Source organism: Flaviaestuariibacter flavus, assembly GCF_004337505.1.
Classification (GTDB): domain Bacteria; phylum Bacteroidota; class Bacteroidia; order Chitinophagales; family Chitinophagaceae; genus Flavisolibacter; species Flavisolibacter flavus.
On the sequence record NZ_SJZI01000008.1, the window covers coordinates 107,934 to 130,648 of the forward strand.

Below are 22,715 nucleotides of genomic sequence, written 5' to 3' on the forward strand. Positions count from 1 at the left end.
ATTACCGCAATATCACATTCTATTTCACCAGTGCGACCACTTTCGCATTATTCTTTTTCGCAATGGTCATGATGCGGAATACTTCGCCGTAATAGGCGGCGGTATCGGCATTGACCACTACCGAAGGTGTATCCACGGCCTTGCGCTGGAGCTCAATCTGCTGTTTGAGCAGGGTATCGATCTGGTTGGTGGCCACGGGAGCGGTACCGATAAAGAACTGGTGGTTCTTATCGATGCTCACGATAATATGTTGCTTTGCCTTTGTATCCTTCCCGCTGCGCGGGTTGTTGACGCGCACGAGGTTGGGGTTGGCCAGCGTGGCTGCAATGAGGAAGAACAGCAGGAGGATGAACAGGATATCGTTCAGCGGCCCGGTATGGATCTCCGTATGCGCCTTTAGTTTTCTTCGGATGTTCATAGTGTTACCGGTTAAAAGGCTTAGCGGGCGGGCTCCTGGAGCATGTCGAGAAATTCAGCGCTGGAGGCCTCCATGCGGTTGGCCGTTTTATCCGCCTGTGTGCTGAGGTAGTTGTGTGCGATATAGGCCAGCAGACCGATGATGAGGCCGGACGCAGAGGTGATCATCTTGGTATAGATACCGTTGGCCATCGTCTGGATGGTGAAGTCACCGGTGGATGCCAGGTTGTAAAAGAGCTTGAACATACCCACGATGGTGCCGAGGAAGCCGAACATGGGCGCGATGCCGGCGATCAGCGAGAGCACCGAGAGGTTGCGCTCCAGGCGGTACACTTCCTGTTTGCCCACGTTCTCCATGCTTTTCTCGATCACGTCAATGTCCTTACCGAGGCGCTGGATGCCCTTGTCGATGATGCGGGCCACGGGGTTGTTGGTGTTCTTGGCGAAGCTGCGCGCGGCGCCGACGTTACCGCTCACAATGTGGTCGCGGATGATGTTCATGAAGTTGTCGTCGATCTGCGATGCCTTGCGGATTGCGGCGAGGCGCTCGAAGAACACGTAAAGCGTCAGCAGGAAAAGTACCGCCAGCGGGATCATCAGCCAGCCCCCCAGGGTCAGCAGCTCGTATAAGCTGATATTTCCGTCGTGGTTGGCATCCGTGGTAACCTGGGCTGCGCGGGTGGCGGTGTCAAGGGCTTGAAGCAGGTACAGCATAATTCGTCTTTGGGGTCGTAAATGTAGTGTATGCGGGAATAACGCACCCGGCACGCGCTTATTTTTCAAATTAAGAGGAAAATGAGGAGCGGTTGTTTAAGACCGATGTCGTTTTAACAAGCCGTTGGGGATGCGTAGCCGACAGCAAATCAAACTCCGCCACCTTAAGATTGCCTTTCGCGAGCAGCCTCTCGGATAAAGTGGCTCTTGGTTGCTGTCACCCTGCGTAACGCTGGAGTTTGCTTCGCTCCGCTCGCAATGACGGCCGGAGGCCGTCGTCTCGCTACTTACTTATGCCAAGGGCGTCGCTTGTGCGACGCCCTTGACCTTCAACTTTCATTATTCCTTGCTCGATATTCGTTATTCTATTGCCCCGCGTGCTTCACCATCAGCGCCTGGATCTGCTTCATGGTCGTTTCCATGCCCTGCGAGGAGCCGTCGAGGAAGATTACGTTGCCCTTGCCGTACTCCGCGAAGTTCTTGATCGCTTCGGTCCACATGCTGAACAGGATCACGTTGGTATCGAGGTTGGCCTGCTTCATCTGTTCGGCGGCCTCGGTCATGCCGCGGGCCACCTCCTGGCGGAAGAGCGCCACACCCTGGCCGCGCAGACGCGCCGCCTCACGCTCGGCCTCAGCAGCGATCTTGATGGCATTGCCTTCGGCCTCGGCCGCTTTGGTTTTGGTAATGAGCAGCGCCTGGCCTTCGTTTTCCGCCGCAGCTTTCAGGTTATTCGATGCCACCACCTTGCTCATCGAATCAAGAATGGCCTTGTCGAAAGTGATGTCGTTGATCTGCAGGTCGAGCAGGTGGTAGCCCCACTCCTCCAGCACATGATCGATCTCCACTTTTACATATTCTACAATGTCCTTGCGCAAACCAAGCACCTCCGCCTGTTTCTTCGTCGCTACAAAGGAGCGGATATTGCCTTCGATGGTGCGTACCAGCGCCTGCATCAGCTCCCGTTCACTCATGAATTTGAAAGCGACCTTCTTGATCGTTTCCTCATCGGCATTTTGAACCGCGTACAACAGCATACTCTTGAAGTAAACATTGGCCTGGTCCTGCGTTACGGCCTGGAACTCCATCTCCACCGAGCGGTTCTGGATCGACACTTTCTTATACAGCTGCTCCAGCACCGGGATCTTGAAGTTGAGGCCGGGCCGCACCACGCGCTGGTATTTTCCGAAAAACGTGATGACGCCGATATAACCCTGGTTGATGGTGAAGATGCCGGAAAACAGGATGATCAGGAGCAGGATCAGCCACCAGTAGTGTTGCAGGAATTCCATAAGCGAGGTTGTTTTGAAACGGGAAGTTAGCAAGTCGGAACAATACGCGGCTGTATTTCTCCATTCGGCCGTTGCCGCTACACGCGCCGGAACAAAAAGATCTCCACCCGCCGGTTACGCTTTCGCCCGGCGGGTGTTTTGTTATCGGCCACCGGCCGCATCGGCCCGTAGCCGCGCGTCAGCACGGGCACGCTGAGCGAGTATTCGAGGTGCTGCCCTACGGCCTTCGCGCGGTTTTCGGAAAGCTCCTGGTTGTAAGCCGTGTCGCCCTGGCTGTCGGTATGGCCTTCCACTACAACGGAATCAAGCCCTCCCGGCCCCACCTTGCGGGTGAGTGAATCGAGCAGGGCCACGGCACGCCGGTTCAGCTCGTACGACGCCGTGTTGAATAACACGTCGGGCACCACCAGTGTGTCCACCTGCACCAGGATGTCGGGTGGCAGCACCACCGGCGCCTGCGGCTTGCGGCTGCAACTGTACATGTGCCGGATCTGGTATTCATGGCGGTCGTTCTCGGAATAAATTGCTTTTTTCTGTTCCTGCCAGTCCTTGCAGGGACGCTCGTAAGGATCTTCCGGCAGCAACGACACCGCATCGATAAATACCTGGAAGCGCTCGGTGCGGCCGGCGGCGCCGGTATTCCACTCGCCGCGGCGGAAATTGCCCAGCACCAGGTAGCCTTCTTCACCCTCACCCGTGTACTCGAACGTGTAACGGATCCAGCCCCTTCCGGCCGGCGCGCGGGCCGCATCGCGGAAGTAGAGCGTCGCCTTCAGGTCTTTGTTCTCGGTTTTATTGCACAAAAAATCGAAGGGCGAAAACAGCACGCCCATACTGTCGAGCGCACCGGGATAGTCGGTGCGCACATGGAGCTGCAGGCGGTAGCGGGCCCCGGCGCGTGGCGCGCAAAGCAGGCGTGCGCGGATAAAGCCACGCTGCAGGTTCATCCGCGCATTACCCGTAGACACGCTGATATAGCGTGACCCCTCAAAGGCATTTTCCGGGTCCTCGTAGAAATAGGGATAGGTGGGCGTCGTGCTGAGCCATACTTCGGGAGCACAGTTTTGCTTGTACTCGGTGCAGATATTTTCCTCCTCGAAGCCGCCGTTGAGCAGCAGGCCCTGGGCCCGCCCCCCGGCAGCCGCAAACAGGAACAGGAAGAGCAGAAGCTGTCGCATACACGGTAACGCACCGGGACCGGGTGGAAGTATCAACGAATTGTTATTCAGCCCAGATGCTGCATAAATGTACGATCGTTTCCACGGCTTTGTTCATGTCCTGCACGCTTACGAACTCCTTCATCGAATGGATACCCTGCATGCCGGCAAACAGGTTCGGGCAGGGCAGCCCCATAAAGGAAAGCCGGCTGCCGTCGGTGCCGCCGCGGATGCTTTCCATTTTAAGCTCCAGCCCCGCGCGGCGGATTGCTTCTTTTGCGTGCGCCACCACCTCGGGATGCTGGTCGAGCACCTCCTTCATGTTGCGGTACTGCTCCGTCACTTTGAACTCGAAGGTGGCACCCGGGTAGGCCTCCAGAACCAGTTCGGTGAACTCTTTCAGAAAGTCTTCTTTCGGTTTGAGGAGCTTCGTATCGAAATCACGGATGATGAACTCAAGCGTGCAGCGCTCCGCGATGCCTTCAAAGCGAACCGGGTGCACAAAGCCCTGCTTGCCGTTGGTGGTCTCGGGCGAGAGCTCCGTTTTCGGCAGGCGCGCCAGCAGCTCACCACCAATCTTGAGCGCATTTACCAGCTTGTCCTTTGCGTATCCGGGGTGTGTGATAACTCCGTTGATCGTAATGGTAACGCCGTCGGCGCTGAAGGTCTCGTCTTCGAGCGAGCCGGCCTCTCCGCCGTCAAGTGTGTAACCGAAGCGCGCGCCGAGACGCTGCATATCTACCTTCGCGGTACCACGTCCCACTTCCTCATCGGGTGTAAACAGGATGCGGATGGCACCGTGCTTCACCTCGGGATGCGTCATCAGGAAGTGCGCGGCATCCATGATCTCGGCTACGCCGGCCTTGTCGTCGGCACCGAGCAGTGTTGTGCCCGAAGCGGTGATGATGTCATGCCCGGTGAGTTGTTCCAGGTAAGGAAAGTCGGCCTTGCTGATCACGATCGAGGGATCATCGGGCAGCGCGATATCCTGTCCCGTATAATTACGGTGCAACAGCGGCTTTACTCCGGTGCCACTTGCATCGGGCGCCGTGTCTACATGCGAGCAGAAGCAGATCACCGGCACATCCTTATCTACGTTCGACGGAACCGTCGCATACACATACCCGTGCTCGTCGAGCTCCGCGTCGGCGATGCCCATGGCCTTCAGTTCCTCCACCAGCACCCGGGAGAGGTCCTTTTGTTTTTCAGTGGTCGGCTGGGTGGTGGACTGCGGGTTGCTTTGCGTATCGATCTGCACGTAACGCATAAAGCGTTCAGCTGCGGTAAAGGCGTAGTTCTGGAACATGAGACAAATGTAATGGGGTAATGTGGTAATGCGGTAATGCGGTAATTGGAGAATGGGGGAATGGGGTAATAGAAAATGGTGGTACATGAAAAAGCCCCGCGGTGCGGGGCCTTTACTTCGTATTTCGTTATTCGATATTCCTTGATCGATATTCTTTACGGCATGATGATGCGCGAGGTCGGAACGATCTCCACCAGTTCGAGGTCGAAGATGAGGTCCTGGCCGGCCAGCGGGTGGTTGGCATCGAGCAGCACGGAGTCTTCGCGCACTTCGGCCACCTGCACGGGGAAGGACTGGCCCTGGCTGTTATTCATCATCAACTGCATGCCCACTTCAGGCTGCATCTCGGGGGGGAACTGGTTCTTCGGAAACTCGATGAGCATCTCCTCGCTCTTCTCACCATAGGCGTCCTGCACGGGAATCTCAACCGTTTTCTTCTCACCGGGCTGCATACCCTTCACACCATCATCGAAGCCGCGGATGACCTGGCCGCTGCCCACTGTGAATTCCAGCGGCTCGCGTCCCTCGGAGCTGTCAAAGGTTTCGCCGCTGCGCAGCTTTCCATGGTAATGTACGCGAACCTTGTCGCCGTTTTGCACCTGTTGCATAGTTGTTATTTAATGTGGGCCAAAAGCGGAAAGGTAAGTCTTTACCGCTTTCAGCATGAAAAAACCGGAAATTTGAAGCGCACAAAATGAATACCATGTTTGCACGCTTTTGCCTTGTGGCTCTGCTGTTCGCGGCACCTCTTACGGACGCCGGCGCACAGAAAACGAAGATCAAAATCAAGCAGAAAGGAGCCGCCACCGCCAAACCGGCCCTGCCGCGGATCATACAACCCGCCGCCGACCGCCCCGACCAGTATCTGCCCCTCCTGCAAGGAAAGCGCGTGGGCATCCTCGTCAACCAGACCTCGATGGTCGGCCGGCAGCACCTGGCGGACTTTCTCAAATCGAAGGGCGTCAACCTGCAGGTGATCTTCGGACCCGAGCATGGCTTCCGCGGCAATACACCCGATGGCGACAAGATCGAGAACAGCACCGACCCTGCCACCGGTGTGCACGTGGTATCACTCTATGGCAAAAAGCTCAAGCCCGAGCCTGCCGACCTCAGGGATATCGACCTGCTGGTGTACGACATCCAGGATGTGGGTGCACGCTTTTACACCTACATCTCTTCGCTGCAATACCTGATGGAAGCTGCGCTCGAGAACGGCGTGCCGCTGCTGATCCTGGACCGCCCCAACCCCGTCGGCAACCTGGTGGACGGCCCCGTGCTCGACCCGAAGTTCAAGACCTTCGTTGGACTCCAGCCGGTGCCTATCGCATACGGGATGACGCCCGGTGAATACGCCACCATGCTGCTGCGCGAAAAGATGCTTTCCGAAGAAGCCAACCGCGCCTGGGACGTGGTGCAGCGGGCGCGCTACCGGGCCGGTGCCCGCCACTTCAGCCTGCAGGTGGTGCCCTGTGCCAACTATACCCACAGCAGCCGCTATATCCTGCCAGTGCGTCCCTCTCCCAACCTGCCCGATATGCCTGCGATCTACTGGTATACGTCCACCTGCCTTTTCGAGGGAACGGCCATCACCGAGGGCCGCGGCACGGAACGTCCCTTCGCCATCGTGGGCGCGCCGCAGCTGCCGAAAAGATTGTATGCTTTCACCCCCCATCCCACAGAAGGCGCGCCGAAGCCGCGCTATAACGGGCAGGCCTGCTATGGCTGGAACCTCGCTGCCGAGCCCGCCGCAAGCTGGCCGCAAAACTCGGGCAAGCTGCAGCTCCGCTACCTGCTGGAAGCCTACCGCCTCTACCCGCAAAAAGACAGCTTCTTCCGCGGCACCTTCAACCGCCTCGCGGGCAACGACGTGCTGCAGCAACAGATCAGGGATGGCAAGACAGAAGCCGAGATCCGCGCTTCATGGGAGCCGGCGCTTTCGAATTTCAAGGCGATCCGGAAGAAGTATCTGCTGTACCCGGAGCAGTAGATAAAGAACGCTGATCCCGCAAGCGGGATACGCAGATTGGTTATGATTTAGGCGGATGCCGCGACCGATATCCGCTTCAATCCTGACAGATCATAAAAAATCTGCGTTCTTTCGCTCCGCCCGACCGCGGGCCTACATTTGCGCCATGAACTACCAGGACCTCCGGATCGTTTTCATGGGCACACCTGAATTTGCCGTCGCTTCGCTCGATGCGCTGGTGCAGGCCGGCTGCAACATCGTTGGCGTCATTACAGCGCCGGATAAGCCCGCCGGCCGTGGCATGCAGCTGCAGGGAAGCGCCGTGAAGAAGTATGCGGTGGAGAAAGGACTGCACCTGCTGCAGCCGGAGAAGCTGAAAGCACCGGAGTTCGTGGAAGCATTGCGTGCCCTCAACGCCGACCTACAGGTTGTGGTTGCCTTTAGGATGCTGCCGGAGATCGTCTGGAATATGCCGCCCATGGGCACCCTCAACGTACACGGATCGCTGCTGCCGCAATACCGCGGCGCCGCGCCGATCAACTGGGCCATCATTAACGGTGAGCCCGAAACCGGTGTCACCACCTTCCGCCTCAAGCACGAAATTGACACCGGCGATATCCTGCTGCAAGACCGTATGCCGATCGGCGAAAACGAAACCGCCGGTGAAGTGCACGACCGCATGAAGGAGCTCGGCGCGGCGCTGCTCGTGCGCACCGTAAAAGGCCTCGCCGAAGGCAGCATCTCCGAAACGCCGCAGTCGCACCTCGACCCGGCCACGCTCAAACACGCCCCGAAGATCTTTACCGATACCTGCCGCATCGACTGGACCCGCACCGTTGCCGATGTGCACAACCAGGTGCGCGGCCTCTCCCCTTTCCCGGGCGCTTTTACAACGCTGAACGGGAAAACGCTCAAGATCTTCCGCAGTACCGTTGCGGGCGGAAAAGCTGCGGACATGCCCGGCGAGCCGGACACCGACGGCAAGACCTACCTGCGCTTTTCCTGCGCCGACGGCGATCTCAACATTGTAGAACTACAACTGGAAGGAAAGAAGCGGATGGGCGTGGAAGAATTCCTACGCGGCTATCGCTTCAGCTGACCGGAACATAGGTTTCTGCAAACACGGCGGCTTCGATGCGGTACACTTCGCTGAACTCCGCGTCGGGCGCCACCAGGTAATCACCGGGCGCACAAAAGATGCGGGCGCCTTGCTGCCAGGGCGAATCGAATTCAAACGAAGGCCCATCGTAGCGCGCCGCCCAGCATTCGCCTGCTGCTTCGGCAATACCATTGCCTTTGTCGCGGTAACGCTTGCGAAACGATTCCGGCTTCACCACGAAGCGCTCCCCACGCGTGCCGGTCACGATATAATCGCCGGGAAAAGCGCGGTTGCGCGTTTCCTCAACGCCATCGATGACAGAAACAACTTCTTCTTCGCGGTCTGCGACTTTATAGCGAAAATGGCCTTGCTTGCGGTAATGCCGGGGGCCGGCAGCCAGCAAGAGCGCGCGGGCTTCTGCCTGGGTCATCGGGATCAATATTGAACACGCACCTGGAACTTCTCGGCGTCGCCGGTTTCCAGCACGTTGGCGGCAGCGTTGGAGATGCGCACGTCGAAGCCTGTATTCTGGCGGATGCCGCTCATGCCACCCAGCACTTTGGCATAGATGGTTTTGCTGCCCGCTGTGTTGGATACTTTAACGAGCGTACCCGGTTCCACACCGTCGATGAGGATATAATACTTCATATCCTGCCAGCCGCTGGCGGTCTTGAAGATGCCGGAAGTAACGGTGGCATCCTTGCTGGTACCACCTTTTGCCTGCTGCTCGTATTGCGTGCGGAAGAAGCCACCACGGCCATCGCTGCTGGCGGTGCGCGGTGTTGAAGACGAAGGCGCCGGCGTGGGCACCACCTCTACTTTTTTGGCGGGAATGACGGCGCTGCCCGGGTCTTCGGTGGGCGGACGCTCGGTCTTCACGGTGGTATCCTTACGCGGCAAAGCGGGCGGGTTCTGCACTTCGGTCGAATGCGGCGTGCCGCCCGAAGGCGTTACAGCCACGGCCGGACCGGGCTGCGCGGCACCGAGGTAGCCCACGATCAGCTTCTGGCCGGTGGTGATGGCGTCGCTCCGGAGGCTGTTCCACTTGCGCAGGTCGGCCATCAGCACCTTGTTGTTTTTGAGGCTCACGCGGTACAGGCCTTCCTTTTCACCCACCGTGTAATACACCGGCCGGCCGGATGCGGCTGATGCCTGCGAAAAATTAGCGGCGGTGAGCGGGATGTTGATGGTCTGACCGATGTTGAGGCCCTTTGCCATCTCGGTGTTGTTGAAGGCAGCGATTTCCTTCGGAGAGATTGCATAGAGGCGGCCCACGGAGTACCAGTTTTCTTTCGGTGCTACGGTGTGCACCAGGTACAGGCCTTTATCGCCATGCTGCACCTGCAGGGCCTGCTGGCTGATGCCGGCCATTGCGAAATGAAGCAGGAAGAGGAAGAAAAAGATCTTTTTCATGATGGTGACGGTTTTGTTTTCAGGGTTAGCGGTCACCGGCCCTGAGGCCGGTTTGCGGTGGATCACAAATATGAAGATTATTTTTCAAAAGTACCCCTACGTCTGGGTTCCGCCCGAAGGCCCTTGCGCACGGATGCGCCATTCGCGCGGGTAATAGTTGTTGATGCGGTTGGGCAGTGCGTTGATCCAGCCCAGCGGCGCGCCGGCGAAGGTCACCAGCTGCCAGCCGCGTTCGGTGTCGATATGAAAGTCCTGCCGCTGCAGAAAGCGGATCGCGTCGGGGTAGGACAGCTCCACGCGCGGCACCGCGCCTCCCACCCGGGGGCTCATGGCCAGCGCATGATCGGGCACGAGCTTGTCGCGGATCGGCTCGCCCACGGCGGTGCCGGCCTGCTGGATATACAGGGCGCTTTGGAGAATCGAAAAATCGGAGACACGATCTTCCGGAAGGGCCAGCACGCGGCTGCCATGGCGCACAAACTTCAGTCCTTCCGTATCCATCCACTTTTCCAGCGGCGCCGTTTCTTTCGCGGAAAGCAGGTCGGCTCCTTTCGGTTTGTAGCGCGGCGCGGCGGCCACATCGAGCTTGCGGAAGGCAGCGAGAAAAAAGCCCTCGCCCCGAATCTTGTCGGGGTAAAACCGGTAGCCCCAGGCGCCCTCCGGCGACCGTACTTCTACAATGCCGGCGTCGGGGCACTGCAGCTGGAGCGGTACTACCTGGAAAGTTGTAGTGAGCCAGTCGAGGATTACCTCGTCTTCTTCGGCCGAATACGAACAGGTGGAATACACCAGCAGCCCGCCTTCTTTCAGTGCAGGCCATACGTCGGCCAGGATGCGCTGCTGGCGGCCCTGGCACAGCTGCACGTTGGCGGGGCTCCACTCGGCGATCGCGTCGGGGTCGCGGCGGAAGAGACCGCTGCCGCTGCAGGGCGCGTCTACCACGATGACGTCGAAAAAGCCTTCGAGCTTTGCAAAATGCGCGGGATCATTGCTGGTAACGATGCTGTTGCCGGCACCCCACTTGGTGAGGTTTTCCGACAGGATGCCCGCGCGGGCCTTGATCACCTCGTTGCTCACCAGCAGGCTGCCCGGGGCGAGCAGCGACTGCAGGTGCGTGGATTTGCCGCCCGGCGCGGCGCAGAGATCGAGCACCCGCAGCCGCGCCGACAGGTCGGCATGCTGCGCCAGGGCCTGCTCCACGAACATGCTCGAGGCTTCCTGCACGTAGTAGGCGCCCGCGTGAAAAAGAGGGTCGAAAGTGAAAGAAGGCCGCTCGGGAAGGTAGTAGCCGTAGCGCGACCAGGGAATCCGGCTGGCGGGATCTAAGATCTCAGATCTCAGATCTGAGATCTTAGATCTGAGATCCTGAAACAGAACACCGGGAGCTTGCGACTTGGCCGGGTTAAGGCGGATGGACGTCACCTGGGCGCCCGACTCGTGCACCTGCACAAAGGCGTCGTGGTCATAACCGGGGAGGCCTTCAAGGGAGCGCAGCAGGGCTTCGGGGAGTTTCATCAACCGCAAGGTAGCGCAGCAGCGGGAGATAAATGACGGCGCCCCTCCCCTCACAAAACTGTGAGTGCGATCCCCGTACGGATTCATACCACTTACAAAACTGTGAGCGCCAGTCCGCAGTCAGTTTATGCCATTCACAAAACTGTGAGTGGCACCGCCAGGCTGATCCATGCCACTCACAAAATTGTGAGTTGGCCTCATGAGGCCCCCGGCGGGTGTCGGTGTCGCCGCATGGGTAGTGTCGGGGACCCTGAACCGCCGTTGGCGGGTGCGGTCGCTCCTCTCCCCTCACCCCCAGCCCCTCTCCCGGGGGAGAGGGGAGCGCGCATTCTCCACCCCTCTGGCTGAAGCCCGAGGCAAAAACAAAGCGGGCAGCCACCCGGCCACCCGCTTCGATATTCAAAATTCGATATTCGTTATCCGATATTCCTACAGGTTTTTGATCTCCCCGATAAGATCCTGCAGCACCTTTTTGGCGTCGCCGAAAAGCATCGAGGTTCGCGGCTCGAAGAAGAGGTCGTTTTCGATGCCGGCATAGCCCGGCTTCATAGAGCGCTTGTTCACGATGACCGACTTGGCCGCCTCCACGTCGAGGATGGGCATACCGTAGATCGGCGAGCCGGGGTCGCGCTTGGCGGCCGGGTTCACCACGTCGTTGGCGCCCAGTACCAGCACCACGTCGGTGGTGGGGAACTCCTCGTTGGCCTGCTCCATCTCCTGGAGCTTGTCGTAGCTCACGTCGGCCTCCGCCAGCAGCACGTTCATATGTCCCGGCATACGGCCGGCCACGGGGTGAATCGCGTATTTCACCTCCACCCCTTTTTCGTTGAGCAGCTTCTCCAGCTCGTGGCAGGCATGCTGGGCCTGCGCCACCGCAAGGCCGTAGCCCGGAACAATCATCACTTTATTGGCATAGGCCAGCACCACGGCGGCGTCGGCCAGGTTCACCTCCTTGAAGTGGCCCTGGTCTTTCGACACGCCACCCGCGGCGGCCGTGCTGCCGCCACCGAAGGAGCCGATGAGCACGTTTTTGAGCGAGCGGTTCATGGCGCGGCACATCAGGATGGTGAGCAGCGTGCCCGCGGCGCCTACGAGGATACCGCCGGTGAGCATTACCTTGTTGTCGTACAAAAAGCCGCCGCAGGCCGCCGCCACACCCGTGAAAGAGTTAAGCAGGGAGATCACCACGGGCATGTCGGCGCCACCGATAGGCAGCACGAAGAGCACCCCGTAGGCCAGCGACAGCACCAGCAGGGCGTAGAACAGCACATATACCGAGGTGTTGATCCGGATCAGGTTGAGCGGCGACTTGAGTACCACCTTGTTGGCGGTATTGGTGAGCGCTCCGTGATCGTAGGTAAATGACGAGGAAATGTTGGAAAGCAGGGTGACGCTGATGCCGATGAGCGCCGCCAGCAGCGCCAGGTTTACGATGTGCTGACCGCGAAAGGAATAGTCCTTTACCCGGCCATTGAGCTTGCCCCAGGCGATCATGGATCCGGCAAAAGAAACGGCACCGATGATCAGCCCGACAAAGATCACCGCGAGCTTGCCGTAAGCCACCGGCAGGTCGCCCTGGCCGATGACGGAGAAATCGTCCTCGATAAGGAAGCCTTCGGTGAAATGGGTCTTGGAAAGATGGTTGAATTCGAGGATCGAGATGAGTGCCGCGCAGGCGCCGCCCATGCCGTTGAAGAGACTCACCATCTCGGGCATCGCCGTCATCTTCACCTTTCGCGCGCTCACCACGCCGATGATGCTGCCCACCACGAGTGCCAGGAAGATGAGCGGCAGGTTTTGCAGGCGCACGCGCTCAAAGGAGTTGAGCGGGTTCTGGTAAAGAAAGATGGTACCGAACACGGCGAGGGTCATACCGCCGGCGGCGATGAGGTTGCCCTTCCGCGCGGTCTCGGGGTGCGAGAGCATCTTAAGACCGATGATGAACGTGATGGAGGCGATGAGATAAATGAACGTAAGTATACTGTCCAGGGCATTGAGATTTTCTTCCATGGCTTATTTCTTCTTTTTCGATTTGAACATTTCCAGCATCCGGTCGGTCACTACAAAGCCACCAACAACGTTGAGCGTTCCGAGCACCACCGCCAGGAAGCCGAGGCTCAGCGCGAGGTAATCGTTCGGCTCGGCACTGCCCATAACGATAATGGCGCCGATGATCACCACCCCGTGGATGGCGTTGGCGCCGCTCATGAGCGGTGTATGCAGCACCGAAGGCACCCGGCCGATGATCTCGATCCCGACGAAAATCATCAGGATGACGATGTAAAACATTTCGCGGTTGTTCGCGATCCAGGTCACTATATTATTCATGCGGGAGTAGAGTTTGCGGGGTTGATCAATGACTGTACGCGCTCGTGCACCACCTTGCCTTCGTGGGTGGCGCAGCTGCCTTTTACGAGGTCGTCCTCCCAGTTCAGGTGAAGGCCGCCTTCCTTGCTGGTGAGCAGCGCGAGAAAGTTGAGGATGTTCTTGCCATAAAGCTTCGAGGCATCGGAAGGCATGGTACCCTGGAGGTTGCTGTTGCCGACGATGGTGATGCCGTTGCGCACCACGTTCTCGTTGTTGCGGGTATAGGGCGTGTTGCCGCCGGTGGCTGCGGCCAGGTCGATGATGACCGAACCGGCGCGCATCCGGGCAAAAGCTTCTTCGGTAACCAGTATCGGTGCCTTGCGGCCCGGGATCTGGGCGGTGCAGATGATGATATCCGATTTGGCCACGCTCTCGGCGATGCGCTGGCGCTGCTTTTCCTGGAACTCGGCGCTCTGCTCCACGGCATAACCGCCTGCTTTCGAAGCATCAGCCGCGCCTTCCACTTCCACGAACTTGCCGCCGAGCGACATCACTTCTTCTTTCACGGCCGGCCTCGTGTCGAATACTTCCACTACGGCGCCGAGTCGGCGGGCGGTGGCAATGGCCTGGAGGCCGGCAACGCCCGCACCGAGAATGAGTACCTTGGCCGGCGCGATGGAGCCCGCGGCGGTCATGAACATGGGAAAGTAGCGCGGGTAGAGCTGCGCGGCCATCAGCACGGCCTTGTAGCCCGCGATATTGGCCTGCGAGGAGAGCACGTCCATACTCTGCGCGCGCGTGGTGCGCGGCAGCAGGTCGAGGCTGAAGGCGGTAACACCGGCGTCCGACCAGGCTTGCGCCGTCCGGGGATCGGCCAGGAGCCCGAAAACGCCGATGAGCACCTTGCCGGTTGCCAGGGTACGCGCCGGGCGGTGAATGGAAAGGATGATGTCGGCTACGGAAGCGACTTCGTCTCCCGTAGAAATACGGGCTCCCGCCGCCGTATAGTCCCCATCGGCGGCAAATGCCGATGTGCCGGCACCGGCTTCCACCAGCACCGTGTGTCCTTTTTTTGTGAGCGCCGCCACCGCCTCCGGCAGCAACGATACCCGCGTTTCAGGGGCCGCTTCTTTCAGCACGCCTATCGTCATAAATACATTGGTTTGTGTTACTTGCGAAAGGTAAAGAAAAAATACCCGCCCCTCCGTCAACGTGTAGCCGGTACAAGGGTAAATATTTACGCAAACGATAGCGACGCACTTCAGACCTCACCCCCGGCCCCTCTCCGGAGCGGAGAGGGGTGCCTCTGTTGGACATTCATTACATTTTGTTGCTTTTCTTTTTCCTGAACTTCAAAAGCAAAGAGCGGATGCCTTTGGCACGACTCTTTGTATTAGGATCAAACCGTAAGCTGTTTCAAACGATAGTAACGATTGCCGGGAGTCACCCCTCTCCCTCAGGGAGAGGGGTCGGGGGTGAGGTCGGGACGGCGATGGGCCAGTGGTAAGATTTAAAAACGCACTGCAAAATGCCGCGGCACCTTGAACTCCTCCCGGAAAAACACGAGCCCCATAAAGAAAAGGTCGACGGTGCAGCGCACGCGCGGGTGCTGCCGGATCTCTTCCCAGGCCGCTTCCATCTCGCCACTCCAATGAATGTCGTCGAATACGAGTATGCTATCGTTGCCGCAGTGCGGCAGAAGCTGCTCAAAGTAGCGCACCGTCGGCTCCCGGCGGTGGTTGCCGTCGATATAAGCAAGGTCGACTGTCTCCATACCGGCGAGCAGTTGCGGCAGCACGTCGTCGAAGTTGCCGACATGCGATAGGATCCTATCAAGACCGAGCGCCGCGAAATGCTGCTGCGCGCGGCCGCGCACGGCGGCGCTGCCTTCAATCGTATGCACGGTCGCTTCGGGTACCGCCTTTGCGAGGTAGGCCGTGCTCACACCCAATGACGTGCCCAGCTCGATGATGGTGCGCGGCCGGTAGTGCGCGGCCAGCCGGTACAGGAAGTGGCTCCACTTCGGCGGCTTCACAGCCGTGCGCGCCAGTTGCGCCACGCTGCGCTGCTTCGTGGCACCGCTGCGCGAGCCCGCACCGAGGTCTTCGATCGTCAGCACCGTATTGTCGCGGAGCAAGGCCTGCCGGAGCGCTTCTATTTCCACCGGCGGCACATAGCGGGGCCGGTTGTTCAAAACATCGAGTATGAAGGCAAACACGAAGGGCGAGTGCATGCCGTGTCCTTTACCGTTCATGGCAGTGAGGTAGTAACGGATGTATTTGCGGGCGAGCTGAAAGGCAGAATGCATGCCTTAGGGGTTCTGGGGTTCTGAGGTTCTGGGGTTCTGGGGTTGGTTGCTCCGTTCCCAAACCTGGAAGCGGTGCTTCGGTGCGTCGCCATCGGCTTCCACTACGGTTTCGCGAACAAGCTGCCACTCCGCTCCCAGTTCCGGGAAATAGGTGTCGCCGTCGTAATGGTGCTCGATACGCGTAAGGTATACACGCCCTGCGAGCGGCAGCGCCTCGCGGAAGATCTCGGCGCCGCCGACCACGAAAAGCTCCTTCACATCGCGCGCCTTCGCGGCATCCAGCGCGGCTTCGAAAGAATGCACCACCTCGGCACCCTCGCGCTGCCAGCCGGCATTGCGGGTGATGACGATGCTGTACCGACCCGGGAGCGGCTTGCCGATCGACTCGAAGGTCTTACGTCCCATCAGGATGGGGGCGCCCCAGGTGAGGTTCTTGAAGTATTTCAGGTCGCCCGGCAGGCGCCAGGGAAGGCTGTTGTTTTTCCCGATCACATTGCCGGCGTCGGCGGCCACCACAAGGCTGAGCATCATACGGCAACAGGGGCTTTAATGGCGGGATGCGACTGGTAATTCTCCAGTGTAAAGTCTTCAAAGCGGAATGCAAAGAGATCCGTGACCTCGGGGTTCAGCTTCATAGTCGGGAGCGGGAAGGGTGCGCGCTGCAATTGTGTATGCACCTGCTCCAGGTGATTCTGGTAGATATGCACGTCGCCGAAGGTATGCACGAAGTCGCCGGGCTGCAGGCCGCATACCTGCGCCATCATCAGCGTCAGCAGCGCATAGGAAGCGATGTTGAAGGGCACACCGAGAAATACGTCGGCGGAGCGCTGGTACAGCTGGCAGCTCAGTTTGCCTTCGCTCACATAAAACTGGAACAGCGCGTGGCAGGGCGCCAGTGCCATCTTCGGGATGTCGGCCACGTTCCAGGCGCTCACCACGAGGCGGCGGCTGTCGGGGTTGGTTTTGATCTGCTGCAGCACGTCGCGGATCTGGTCGTGGGTATTACCGTCGGCACCTTCCCAGCTGCGCCACTGTTTGCCGTACACCGGGCCGAGATTGCCGTCCGCATCCGCCCACTCATCCCAGATCGAGACGCCCTGTTCTTTGAGGTAGGCGGTATTGGTGCTTCCCTGCAGGAACCAAAGCAGCTCGTGGATGATGCTTTTGAGGTGTACCTTCTTGGTGGTCACCAGCGGGAAGCCCTCCTGCAGGTTGAAGCGCATCTGGTAGCCGAAGGTGCTGATGGTGCCCGTGCCGGTGCGGTCGCTCTTGGCGGCGCCATGGGCCAGGATGTGCCGCAAAAGATCGTGGTACTGCTGCATGCCCGCAAATTAAGGCAGGCCCACGCGGTGCCGGCCATTTTTTACCCACAGGCAACCCCGGCCCCCCTCCCCTGCGTTTATAAACTCCGAGCCGCCTTCAAATCTAAAAAGGAGGCTTCCCAATTATGAAGTTGAACCGGATCCTGATCGTCGTACCCCTGCTGCCTTTGCTGACGGCCTGCTACAACAACAAGCGTGAGGCGCTCAACCAGCCGGTTGAAAGCTGCGCCACTACCGCCACCACCTACAGCGGCTTTGTGCAGGGCGTTATCCAGAACGCCTGCCTCAGCTGCCATGCCTCGGTCGTCGCCGCCTTCTCGGGTCGCGGCGTCGTGCTCGAAGGCCATGCCAACCTGCAACCCTGGGCACTCAATGGCCAACTGGTAAAGGTCATCAGCCATGCACCCGGCGCGCCGGCGATGCCGCAGGGCGGCCAAAAGCTCGACGACTGCACCATTGCCCGAATCCAAAACTGGGTAGCCGCCGGCGCCCTCAACAATTAAGATACTTATGAACCTGAGATTACTTTTCCTTACAGGCGCACTTGGCGCCGTCGCCCAGGCCGGGGCGCAGGACGGCCTCGACTCCCTGCTCGCCGCCGGCAAAAAGCCCGAAACGGTTTACACCACCGCCACCTTCAAGGGCACGCGTGTCATTAACCTTCAGTCGGTTGAAAAGGCAGCGCCCGGAACGCTCCAGTTGCTCATCCAGCACCGCTTCGGGGCTGTTGACGGCGGGGGTTACGAATTCTTCGGCCTCGACCAGGCCACGATGCGCCTCGGCCTCGAATATGGCGTTCACCGCGCCTTCGTGGTGGGCATCGGCCGCAGCACCCTCGAAAAGAACTGGGACGCCTACACGAAAGTGACGCTGCTCCGCCAGTCGACCGGCGCAACACGGATGCCCCTGTCGGCTGCTTATTTCGGAAGCGTGGTCTACCGCAGCCAGCATGACATCGACCCGACGCAAAAGAACGGGTCGGGCTACCGCTATTCCTACTGCCACCAGCTGCTGCTGGCGCGGAAGTTCAGCGAGCGCTTTTCGCTGGAACTCGCCCCTACCTGGATTCACAAGAACCAGGTAGACTTTATCTCCGACGCCAACAACATCTTCGCCGTCGGCGCCGGCGCACGCGTCAAGCTGACACGGCGCACCTCCTTCAACCTGGAGTACATCGCCCGCATACCGCCCGCCAACACGGCCTCGCCGGCCTGGAAAAACAACTACAACTCGCTGTCGGTCGGCTTCGATATCGAAACCGGCGGCCACGTGTTCCAGCTGCACCTCACCAACTCGCTGTCGATGGTCGAAAAAGGATTTATAACAGAATCTTCTGAATCCTGGGGCAACGGCGGGATACATTTGGGCTTCAATATCTCGAGAGACTTTGTCCTCAAAGGCAAAAAGAAAAAATCATGGTAAGTAAAATCCTCACCCGCACCCTGCTCGCATCCGTCTTCCTGTTCGCAGCCGCCAGTGGTCGCGCCCAAAGCGTGGCACGCCTCAGCAACCCGGTGGTTTCCTTCTTCTCCTCGGCGCCCCTTGAAGACATCGAGGCGGTCAACAAAAAGGCAAGCGGCGTCGTCGACTGGAGCAAGCGGAGCTTTCTCATTTCGATCCCCATCAAGGGCTTTGAGTTCAGGTCGGGTCTGATGCAATCGCATTTCAATGAAAACTACCTCGAGAGCGACAAGTACCCCGACTGCACCTACCGCGGCACGATTTCAGGGCCCGTAGACCTGACGAAGGACGGCGACTACCCGGTGGTCACCACCGGCGACCTCACGATTCATGGCGTGACACAGCGGCGCTCGATCCCGGCCACCATTTCGGTGCGCAAGGGCATTGCCTCGGTCAGCAGCAAGTTCAATATCCGCGTGGCCGACCACAAGATCGCGATACCGAAAATGGTGTTCAAGAAGATCGCCGAGGTGGTGGCGGTGACGATAAATTCCAACCTGCAATAAGCGGCGAGAGCCGGCAACAAAAAGCCCCGACCATTGCGTCGGGGCTTTTTGTGTATGGTGGTGCGCGGTCATTTTGTTTCGAGACGCTCTTTCAGGTTGTGGAGGCCGAGACTCAGGTCGTCGCCGATGGCCTTTTCCATACCGAATAAGGGGAGCAGGATGTTGACGGGGTAAGGCATACGGCCATGGAAGCCCCAGACCACTTCGGATTTGCCGCCTTTCGGATCCACCTGCATCCAGGCATCGCAGCGGGTGTTCATCGGCTTGATGAAGTGCAGGTCGTAGTCGACGCGGCGCTTGACCTCATCGATGCTCCTGATCGTCTGCTCGCCCTGGCCCACGTCGCTTTGCTGGCTTTCCCAGGCCGAAACAAAGCCGGGTTGTGCGTCGGTGCCACGGAACTCCTTCTTCATAGCGGGGTCCATACCGGCCCACTTGCTGTAATCGTTCTGGTTCTTCAGGTACTTGACATAGGTGAAGACGCTGTCGGCCGGGAGATTGATGGCGATGCTCCGCTCGACGGTGTATTCTTTCGGAACGAAAAGGGCAGCCACCAGGGCCAGGAGCAGCAGTACGGCGATGGCGATAAAGATTCTTTTTACGATGCGCATATGCGTGGATTTTGGTTGCGGGCGTAATGATACAAAATCCGGCGCAGGAAGCCAAGCCCGGGCGCCGGTTGTCGACAAACGGCGTCCTTGGGCTGCCGGGCCGTTCGTTCCATGGGATGAAGGCACCCGGAAGCAAATGGGCCAACAGCACATAAAAAACCGCCGTCCTGTGAGACGGCGGTTTTTTTTCATTTATTCCGCTTAACGCACATTGGTGTTGGTGGTATGAACGTGATCGCGCGTGTCGCGACGCTTGAGGCCGAGCAAGCCAAGCAGGCCCAGCAGGCCCGCGAGACCGATCTTGCCGGAGTCGCCATCATCGTCATCGTGGTCGCGATCGGTGGATGCAGTTGTAGTCGTTGTGGTATGATCTGTCGTTTGCGCAGATGCCGGGTTGGACACCGCCAGAAATGCCGACACGCCGATTACTGCCAGGATCTTTGATACTTTTTTCATCCGTAGTTGATTTTGTTAAACAATAGCAGGGAGTGAAACAAGCATCATACCACAGTTGGCCAGCGTTGAGCTGCAACGTCGGCAGTAGAACTACGGGATCAGCTGATAACGCTGCCGGCAGACCGGCTTCAGACCTTACCGGCCCGCCAGGTGCTCCAGAGCTTTCTTCACCGAGCCATGCTGCAGCAGGATATCGCGCGCCTCGCCATAGTCGGCGATGCCGCTGCGTTCCATCAGCATCTGTACGCCGCGGTCGACGAGCTTTTTATTGGCCAGCTTCATGTTTACCATCTTGTTGTCTTCCACGCGGCCCATGCGGATCATAATGGTCGTGGAGATCATGTTGAGCACCAGCTTTTGCGCGGTACCGCTTTTCATGCGGGTGCTGCCCGTTACCACTTCCGGGCCGACCACTACCTCCACCGGGAACCGGGCAGCGGCGCTGAGCGGGGCGCCCGGGTTGCAGCAAAGCGAGCCGGTGACGATACCGCGTTCGCGGCAGGCTTCCAGGGCGCCGATCACGTAAGGCGTGGTGCCGCTGGCGGCGATACCGAAAACGACGTCGAGATCGGAAACATGGTGGGCCTCCAGGTCTTTCCAGCCCTGGGCGTTGTCATCCTCGGCCCCTTCCACCGCATTCTGAATAGCCTGCTCGCCGCCGGCGATAATGCCGACCACGAGGCCGGCGGGCACCCCGTAGGTGGGCGGGCATTCGCTGGCATCCAGGATGCCCAGGCGGCCACTGGTGCCGGCGCCTATGTAAAAGAGGCGGCCGCCCGCCAGCATTTTTTCAGCGGCGGCTTCCACAAACGCGGTTATCTGCGGTATTGCTTTCGCTACCGCCGCAGGCACGCCCTGGTCTTCTTCGTTGATGAGGCGCAGCAGCTCGGCTACGGAACGTTGCTCCAGGTGACGATGCGGGGAAGTTGATTCGGTGATGCGGAGAAAAGACGTATTGCTTGGTTTCATTTAGTACAGCTTGGGTACGATTTCAGGTTTATTGAAAGATCACAGCACGTTGCAACCCGCTTCCCGGAAAAAACGCAACCGGGGATCGGCGGGCGGCAGTTCGGTGATCAGGGTGTTGATCCGTTCCAGGGGACAAACCTGGATGTTTTGCACGGTGCCGATCTTTTCGGCGATGCTCAGCGACACCACCCTGGCCGACCGCTCGATCATGGCCCGCTTCACCTGAGCCACCTCGAGGTCATTGTCGGTAAGCCCGTGGTGCAGGTCGAGCGCGTTGGTGCCGAGGATGCAAAGGTCTGCGTTGAAACTGCGGATGCGGTTCAGCGCATCGCCGCCAACCGCCATCTGTGCCGTGCGCGATATGCGGTCGCCGATAAAGATCACCTCGATGCCCGGGTGGCGAAGGTACTCAAAAGCCACGGGCAGCGAAGCGGTAATGAAGGTAGCACGCAGTCCTTCAGGCAGGCTGCGCGCCAGCTCGACCACGGTGCTTCCGCCACCGGAAAAAACAAACATACCATCGCGCAGCAGGCGCACGGCTTTCTGGGCGATCACTTGTTTTTTCTCAAGGGAATAGATGTCGTGCGATTGCAGCACCGGCCGGAAAGATGGCGCCAGCGCGCCGCCATGCACCTTGATGATCTTGCCCATGTCGGCAAGCTCCTGCAGGTCGCGCCGGATTGTATCTTCCGATACGCTCATTTTCTGGCTCAGGTCGGCCGACAGCACCTTGTTGTGCAGACGTAACTGGTGAATGATAAATTCCTGTCTTTCGCGTTTCAGCATCGGCGGGAAGCAGTCTTCATTTGCGGGCAAAATAAGCGTGAAACCGCTTATTAACGGAGCAGTGACAGTTGGTTTCCGCAAAATCCCGCATTGAGTTGCGGAAAGTTTGCAATAGCCTGCATTCGTTTGCAGGTTTGAGTTTGTCTAGGTATGTGAAATGCTCAGTGAGCGCGACGTAACTGGAGGATCTCCCGCACGACGTCTTTTACGCGCGGAAAGGTCCAGGGCTTGGTGAACATCATCACATGAAACTTGCTGCAGTACATCAGGTCGATGGAACTGTTGGAGGTGGTGAATACGGCAACCGGTATCTCCCGGAGCCGTTCATCCCTCTTGATTTCTGCAAGCACTTCACGTCCGCTAACCAGCGGCATGTTCATGTCCATAATGATCATGGAAGGAAGATCATCCTGCGCAACCGCATCCCGGAGAAAGTCCAAAAGTTCGCGCCCGTTATTAACGGTAATGATCTCCAGCTCGTTGTTGATTTCGTCGGCGGCTTCATTGAAAATACGGAGGTCGTCTGCATCATCATCCGCCCATAATACGCTGTCCTTATTCATACGGAGTCAGTTTTTAGTTCGTTAGCATTCCATAGCTCCGCTACGTCACCTGAAACTCTGAAAGCCGCTGTGGGCCTGAGTATACGGGCGCAAGACCTCTTTTCAACTTCTGCAAATAAGGATTATTGCAAAAGAAAAAAGGCGCAGGGAACGTAGGAAAGGGATAAGAAAAGTTTGGGGAGATGAGAGTGTTATAAAGATATTATAATTCTATCGTTACAACGAAATTTTTTTCCGGTTTTTTTTATGCTTCCGGCACTTTTTTTTCCGGAGGAGCCCCCGGGATAAGCGGCCCCGTACCGACTCTACGCATGAACCCTTCTATAATTCAATCGATTGTAGAATTACGGGCCGGGAACAAACCGAAAAACAGAGCGCGAAAAAAATCCCACAAAAAATTTTGATGCCGTGCAGCTTACCGGTAGCGGGTCATTTTGGAAAATACGGTCGCCAAAAATATTATTCCGCGACAACTATTTCAATTACATGCTCCTATGGATATTCCGGCATCGATGAGCAGGGGTTTTCTCTGAAAAGCGACGATTGT

At 58.6% G+C, this 22,715-nt stretch carries 25 protein-coding genes; 5 read left to right on the top strand and 20 right to left on the bottom strand.

From position 1 onward, the window contains the following. Positions 1-19 precede the first annotated feature (19 nt). From EPD60_RS04705 to EPD60_RS04730, 6 genes are all read right to left on the bottom strand, one after another. Entirely contained in the window at positions 20-418 is a 399-nt protein-coding gene (locus EPD60_RS04705; RefSeq protein ID WP_131447359.1) for an ExbD/TolR family protein, read from the bottom strand. Between the two features lie 20 nt (positions 419-438). Further along, positions 439-1,131 (bottom strand): MotA/TolQ/ExbB proton channel family protein, encoded by a 693-nt coding sequence (locus EPD60_RS04710; RefSeq protein WP_131447361.1) that lies wholly within the window; start codon positions 1,129-1,131, stop codon positions 439-441. Positions 1,132-1,496: 365 nt separating this feature from the next. Continuing rightward, positions 1,497-2,423 carry an SPFH domain-containing protein gene (locus EPD60_RS04715; RefSeq protein ID WP_131447363.1) on the bottom strand — a complete coding sequence of 309 codons (927 nt, stop codon included), beginning with the start codon at positions 2,421-2,423 and terminating at the stop codon, positions 1,497-1,499. A gap of 77 nt (positions 2,424-2,500) precedes the next feature. Next, positions 2,501-3,601: an OmpA family protein gene (locus tag EPD60_RS17330; RefSeq protein ID WP_131447365.1), complete on the bottom strand. Its 1,101-nt coding sequence runs from the start codon at positions 3,599-3,601 to the stop codon at positions 2,501-2,503. A 43-nt stretch (positions 3,602-3,644) separates the two neighbouring features. Continuing rightward, positions 3,645-4,886, bottom strand: coding sequence for a peptidase T (gene pepT / locus EPD60_RS04725; protein WP_131447367.1), 1,242 nt, complete (start codon positions 4,884-4,886; stop codon positions 3,645-3,647). A gap of 155 nt (positions 4,887-5,041) precedes the next feature. Next, the gene (locus tag EPD60_RS04730) at positions 5,042-5,494 is read right to left on the bottom strand and encodes an FKBP-type peptidyl-prolyl cis-trans isomerase (RefSeq protein WP_131447369.1); all 453 of its coding nucleotides are present in this window, start codon (positions 5,492-5,494) and stop codon (positions 5,042-5,044) included. Between the two features lie 95 nt (positions 5,495-5,589). On the opposite strand from EPD60_RS04730, the gene EPD60_RS04735 reads away from it, so the two are divergent. Both EPD60_RS04735 and fmt read left to right on the top strand, forming a co-directional pair. Continuing rightward, positions 5,590-6,873, top strand: coding sequence for an exo-beta-N-acetylmuramidase NamZ family protein (locus EPD60_RS04735; protein WP_131447371.1), 1,284 nt, complete (start codon positions 5,590-5,592; stop codon positions 6,871-6,873). 145 nt (positions 6,874-7,018) lie between these two features. Then, positions 7,019-7,951, top strand: coding sequence for a methionyl-tRNA formyltransferase (gene fmt, locus EPD60_RS04740; protein WP_243647762.1), 933 nt, complete (start codon positions 7,019-7,021; stop codon positions 7,949-7,951). On the opposite strand, the gene EPD60_RS04745 is transcribed toward fmt, so the two are convergent. The 9 genes from EPD60_RS04745 to EPD60_RS04785 form a co-directional block, all read right to left on the bottom strand. Then, positions 7,944-8,381: a PGDYG domain-containing protein gene (locus EPD60_RS04745; RefSeq protein WP_131447373.1), complete on the bottom strand. Its 438-nt coding sequence runs from the start codon at positions 8,379-8,381 to the stop codon at positions 7,944-7,946. The two genes, fmt and EPD60_RS04745, sit on opposite strands and share 8 nt — an antisense overlap. Positions 8,382-8,386: 5 nt before the next feature. Next, complete coding sequence (locus tag EPD60_RS04750) at positions 8,387-9,364, bottom strand: muramidase family protein (RefSeq protein ID WP_131447375.1); 978 nt, start codon at positions 9,362-9,364, stop codon at positions 8,387-8,389. A gap of 96 nt (positions 9,365-9,460) precedes the next feature. Then, on the bottom strand, positions 9,461-10,879 hold the full coding sequence (locus EPD60_RS04755; protein WP_131447377.1) for a methyltransferase RsmF C-terminal domain-like protein: 1,419 nt from the start codon (positions 10,877-10,879) through the stop codon (positions 9,461-9,463). A 429-nt stretch (positions 10,880-11,308) separates the two neighbouring features. Continuing rightward, a complete protein-coding gene (locus tag EPD60_RS04760) occupies positions 11,309-12,889 on the bottom strand; it encodes an NAD(P)(+) transhydrogenase (Re/Si-specific) subunit beta (protein ID WP_131447379.1) in 1,581 nt (526 codons plus the stop codon). A 3-nt stretch (positions 12,890-12,892) separates the two neighbouring features. Then, positions 12,893-13,207, bottom strand: a complete 315-nt coding sequence (locus tag EPD60_RS04765) for an NAD(P) transhydrogenase subunit alpha part 2 (RefSeq protein ID WP_131447381.1) — start codon at positions 13,205-13,207, stop codon at positions 12,893-12,895. Next, complete coding sequence (locus EPD60_RS04770; RefSeq protein WP_131447383.1) at positions 13,204-14,337, bottom strand: NAD(P) transhydrogenase subunit alpha; 1,134 nt, start codon at positions 14,335-14,337, stop codon at positions 13,204-13,206. Before EPD60_RS04770 ends, EPD60_RS04765 begins: the two co-directional genes overlap by 4 nt. Positions 14,338-14,696: 359 nt before the next feature. After that, positions 14,697-15,494 (bottom strand): O-methyltransferase, encoded by a 798-nt coding sequence (locus tag EPD60_RS04775; RefSeq protein ID WP_131447385.1) that lies wholly within the window; start codon positions 15,492-15,494, stop codon positions 14,697-14,699. 3 nt (positions 15,495-15,497) lie between these two features. Next, positions 15,498-16,025 (bottom strand): dihydrofolate reductase, encoded by a 528-nt coding sequence (locus EPD60_RS04780; RefSeq protein WP_131447387.1) that lies wholly within the window; start codon positions 16,023-16,025, stop codon positions 15,498-15,500. Continuing rightward, positions 16,022-16,816 (bottom strand): thymidylate synthase, encoded by a 795-nt coding sequence (locus tag EPD60_RS04785; RefSeq protein WP_131447389.1) that lies wholly within the window; start codon positions 16,814-16,816, stop codon positions 16,022-16,024. Before EPD60_RS04785 ends, EPD60_RS04780 begins: the two co-directional genes overlap by 4 nt. A 125-nt stretch (positions 16,817-16,941) precedes the next feature. Here EPD60_RS04785 and EPD60_RS04790 point away from each other — a divergent pair, with 125 nt between their 5' ends. From EPD60_RS04790 to EPD60_RS04800, 3 genes are read left to right on the top strand one after another with little or no spacing between them, the layout of a single operon-like run. Beyond that, positions 16,942-17,319 (top strand): hypothetical protein, encoded by a 378-nt coding sequence (locus EPD60_RS04790; RefSeq protein ID WP_131447391.1) that lies wholly within the window; start codon positions 16,942-16,944, stop codon positions 17,317-17,319. Between the two features lie 7 nt (positions 17,320-17,326). After that, positions 17,327-18,238 carry a DUF5777 family beta-barrel protein gene (locus EPD60_RS04795; RefSeq protein ID WP_131447393.1) on the top strand — a complete coding sequence of 304 codons (912 nt, stop codon included), beginning with the start codon at positions 17,327-17,329 and terminating at the stop codon, positions 18,236-18,238. Then, the gene (locus EPD60_RS04800) at positions 18,232-18,783 is read left to right on the top strand and encodes a YceI family protein (RefSeq protein ID WP_131447395.1); all 552 of its coding nucleotides are present in this window, start codon (positions 18,232-18,234) and stop codon (positions 18,781-18,783) included. The genes EPD60_RS04795 and EPD60_RS04800 overlap by 7 nt, the downstream gene beginning before the upstream one ends. Before the next feature lie 68 nt (positions 18,784-18,851). Here EPD60_RS04800 and EPD60_RS04805 read toward each other — a convergent pair whose 3' ends face one another. From EPD60_RS04805 to EPD60_RS04825, 5 genes are all read right to left on the bottom strand, one after another. Next, positions 18,852-19,394 carry an SRPBCC family protein gene (locus EPD60_RS04805; protein ID WP_131447397.1) on the bottom strand — a complete coding sequence of 181 codons (543 nt, stop codon included), beginning with the start codon at positions 19,392-19,394 and terminating at the stop codon, positions 18,852-18,854. 201 nt (positions 19,395-19,595) lie between these two features. After that, the gene (locus EPD60_RS04810) at positions 19,596-19,850 is read right to left on the bottom strand and encodes a WGxxGxxG family protein (RefSeq protein WP_131447399.1); all 255 of its coding nucleotides are present in this window, start codon (positions 19,848-19,850) and stop codon (positions 19,596-19,598) included. A 135-nt stretch (positions 19,851-19,985) separates the two neighbouring features. Further along, positions 19,986-20,819 (bottom strand): N-acetylmuramic acid 6-phosphate etherase, encoded by an 834-nt coding sequence (murQ, locus tag EPD60_RS04815; RefSeq protein ID WP_131447401.1) that lies wholly within the window; start codon positions 20,817-20,819, stop codon positions 19,986-19,988. A 39-nt stretch (positions 20,820-20,858) separates the two neighbouring features. After that, positions 20,859-21,605 carry a DeoR/GlpR family DNA-binding transcription regulator gene (locus EPD60_RS04820; protein WP_131447403.1) on the bottom strand — a complete coding sequence of 249 codons (747 nt, stop codon included), beginning with the start codon at positions 21,603-21,605 and terminating at the stop codon, positions 20,859-20,861. Positions 21,606-21,766: 161 nt separating this feature from the next. Further along, positions 21,767-22,168, bottom strand: coding sequence for a response regulator (locus EPD60_RS04825; protein WP_131447405.1), 402 nt, complete (start codon positions 22,166-22,168; stop codon positions 21,767-21,769). Positions 22,169-22,715 lie beyond the last annotated feature (547 nt).

Bases quoted from the DNA above. Each gene is read 5' to 3' on its own strand.
- EPD60_RS04760 (WP_131447379.1), bottom strand. From the start codon at position 12,889: ATGGAAGAAAATCTCAATGCCCTGGACAGTATACTTACGTTCATTTAT.
- EPD60_RS04715 (WP_131447363.1), bottom strand. From the start codon at position 2,423: ATGGAATTCCTGCAACACTACTGGTGGCTGATCCTGCTCCTGATCATC.
- pepT (WP_131447367.1), bottom strand. From the start codon at position 4,886: ATGTTCCAGAACTACGCCTTTACCGCAGCTGAACGCTTTATGCGTTAC.
- EPD60_RS04765 (WP_131447381.1), bottom strand. From the start codon at position 13,207: ATGAATAATATAGTGACCTGGATCGCGAACAACCGCGAAATGTTTTAC.
- EPD60_RS04755 (WP_131447377.1), bottom strand. From the start codon at position 10,879: ATGAAACTCCCCGAAGCCCTGCTGCGCTCCCTTGAAGGCCTCCCCGGT.
- EPD60_RS04805 (WP_131447397.1), bottom strand. From the start codon at position 19,394: ATGCGCATCGTAAAAAGAATCTTTATCGCCATCGCCGTACTGCTGCTC.
- EPD60_RS17330 (WP_131447365.1), bottom strand. From the start codon at position 3,601: ATGCGACAGCTTCTGCTCTTCCTGTTCCTGTTTGCGGCTGCCGGGGGG.
- EPD60_RS04795 (WP_131447393.1), top strand. From the start codon at position 17,327: ATGAACCTGAGATTACTTTTCCTTACAGGCGCACTTGGCGCCGTCGCC.
- EPD60_RS04785 (WP_131447389.1), bottom strand. From the start codon at position 16,816: ATGCAGCAGTACCACGATCTTTTGCGGCACATCCTGGCCCATGGCGCC.
- EPD60_RS04730 (WP_131447369.1), bottom strand. From the start codon at position 5,494: ATGCAACAGGTGCAAAACGGCGACAAGGTTCGCGTACATTACCATGGA.
- murQ (WP_131447401.1), bottom strand. From the start codon at position 20,819: ATGAAACCAAGCAATACGTCTTTTCTCCGCATCACCGAATCAACTTCC.
- EPD60_RS04705 (WP_131447359.1), bottom strand. From the start codon at position 418: ATGAACATCCGAAGAAAACTAAAGGCGCATACGGAGATCCATACCGGG.
- EPD60_RS04775 (WP_131447385.1), bottom strand. From the start codon at position 15,494: ATGCATTCTGCCTTTCAGCTCGCCCGCAAATACATCCGTTACTACCTC.
- EPD60_RS04710 (WP_131447361.1), bottom strand. From the start codon at position 1,131: ATGCTGTACCTGCTTCAAGCCCTTGACACCGCCACCCGCGCAGCCCAG.
- EPD60_RS04800 (WP_131447395.1), top strand. From the start codon at position 18,232: ATGGTAAGTAAAATCCTCACCCGCACCCTGCTCGCATCCGTCTTCCTG.
- EPD60_RS04750 (WP_131447375.1), bottom strand. From the start codon at position 9,364: ATGAAAAAGATCTTTTTCTTCCTCTTCCTGCTTCATTTCGCAATGGCC.
- EPD60_RS04745 (WP_131447373.1), bottom strand. From the start codon at position 8,381: ATGACCCAGGCAGAAGCCCGCGCGCTCTTGCTGGCTGCCGGCCCCCGG.
- EPD60_RS04825 (WP_131447405.1), bottom strand. From the start codon at position 22,168: ATGAATAAGGACAGCGTATTATGGGCGGATGATGATGCAGACGACCTC.
- EPD60_RS04790 (WP_131447391.1), top strand. From the start codon at position 16,942: ATGAAGTTGAACCGGATCCTGATCGTCGTACCCCTGCTGCCTTTGCTG.
- fmt (WP_243647762.1), top strand. From the start codon at position 7,019: ATGAACTACCAGGACCTCCGGATCGTTTTCATGGGCACACCTGAATTT.
- EPD60_RS04810 (WP_131447399.1), bottom strand. From the start codon at position 19,850: ATGAAAAAAGTATCAAAGATCCTGGCAGTAATCGGCGTGTCGGCATTT.
- EPD60_RS04780 (WP_131447387.1), bottom strand. From the start codon at position 16,025: ATGATGCTCAGCCTTGTGGTGGCCGCCGACGCCGGCAATGTGATCGGG.
- EPD60_RS04770 (WP_131447383.1), bottom strand. From the start codon at position 14,337: ATGACGATAGGCGTGCTGAAAGAAGCGGCCCCTGAAACGCGGGTATCG.
- EPD60_RS04820 (WP_131447403.1), bottom strand. From the start codon at position 21,605: ATGCTGAAACGCGAAAGACAGGAATTTATCATTCACCAGTTACGTCTG.
- EPD60_RS04735 (WP_131447371.1), top strand. From the start codon at position 5,590: ATGTTTGCACGCTTTTGCCTTGTGGCTCTGCTGTTCGCGGCACCTCTT.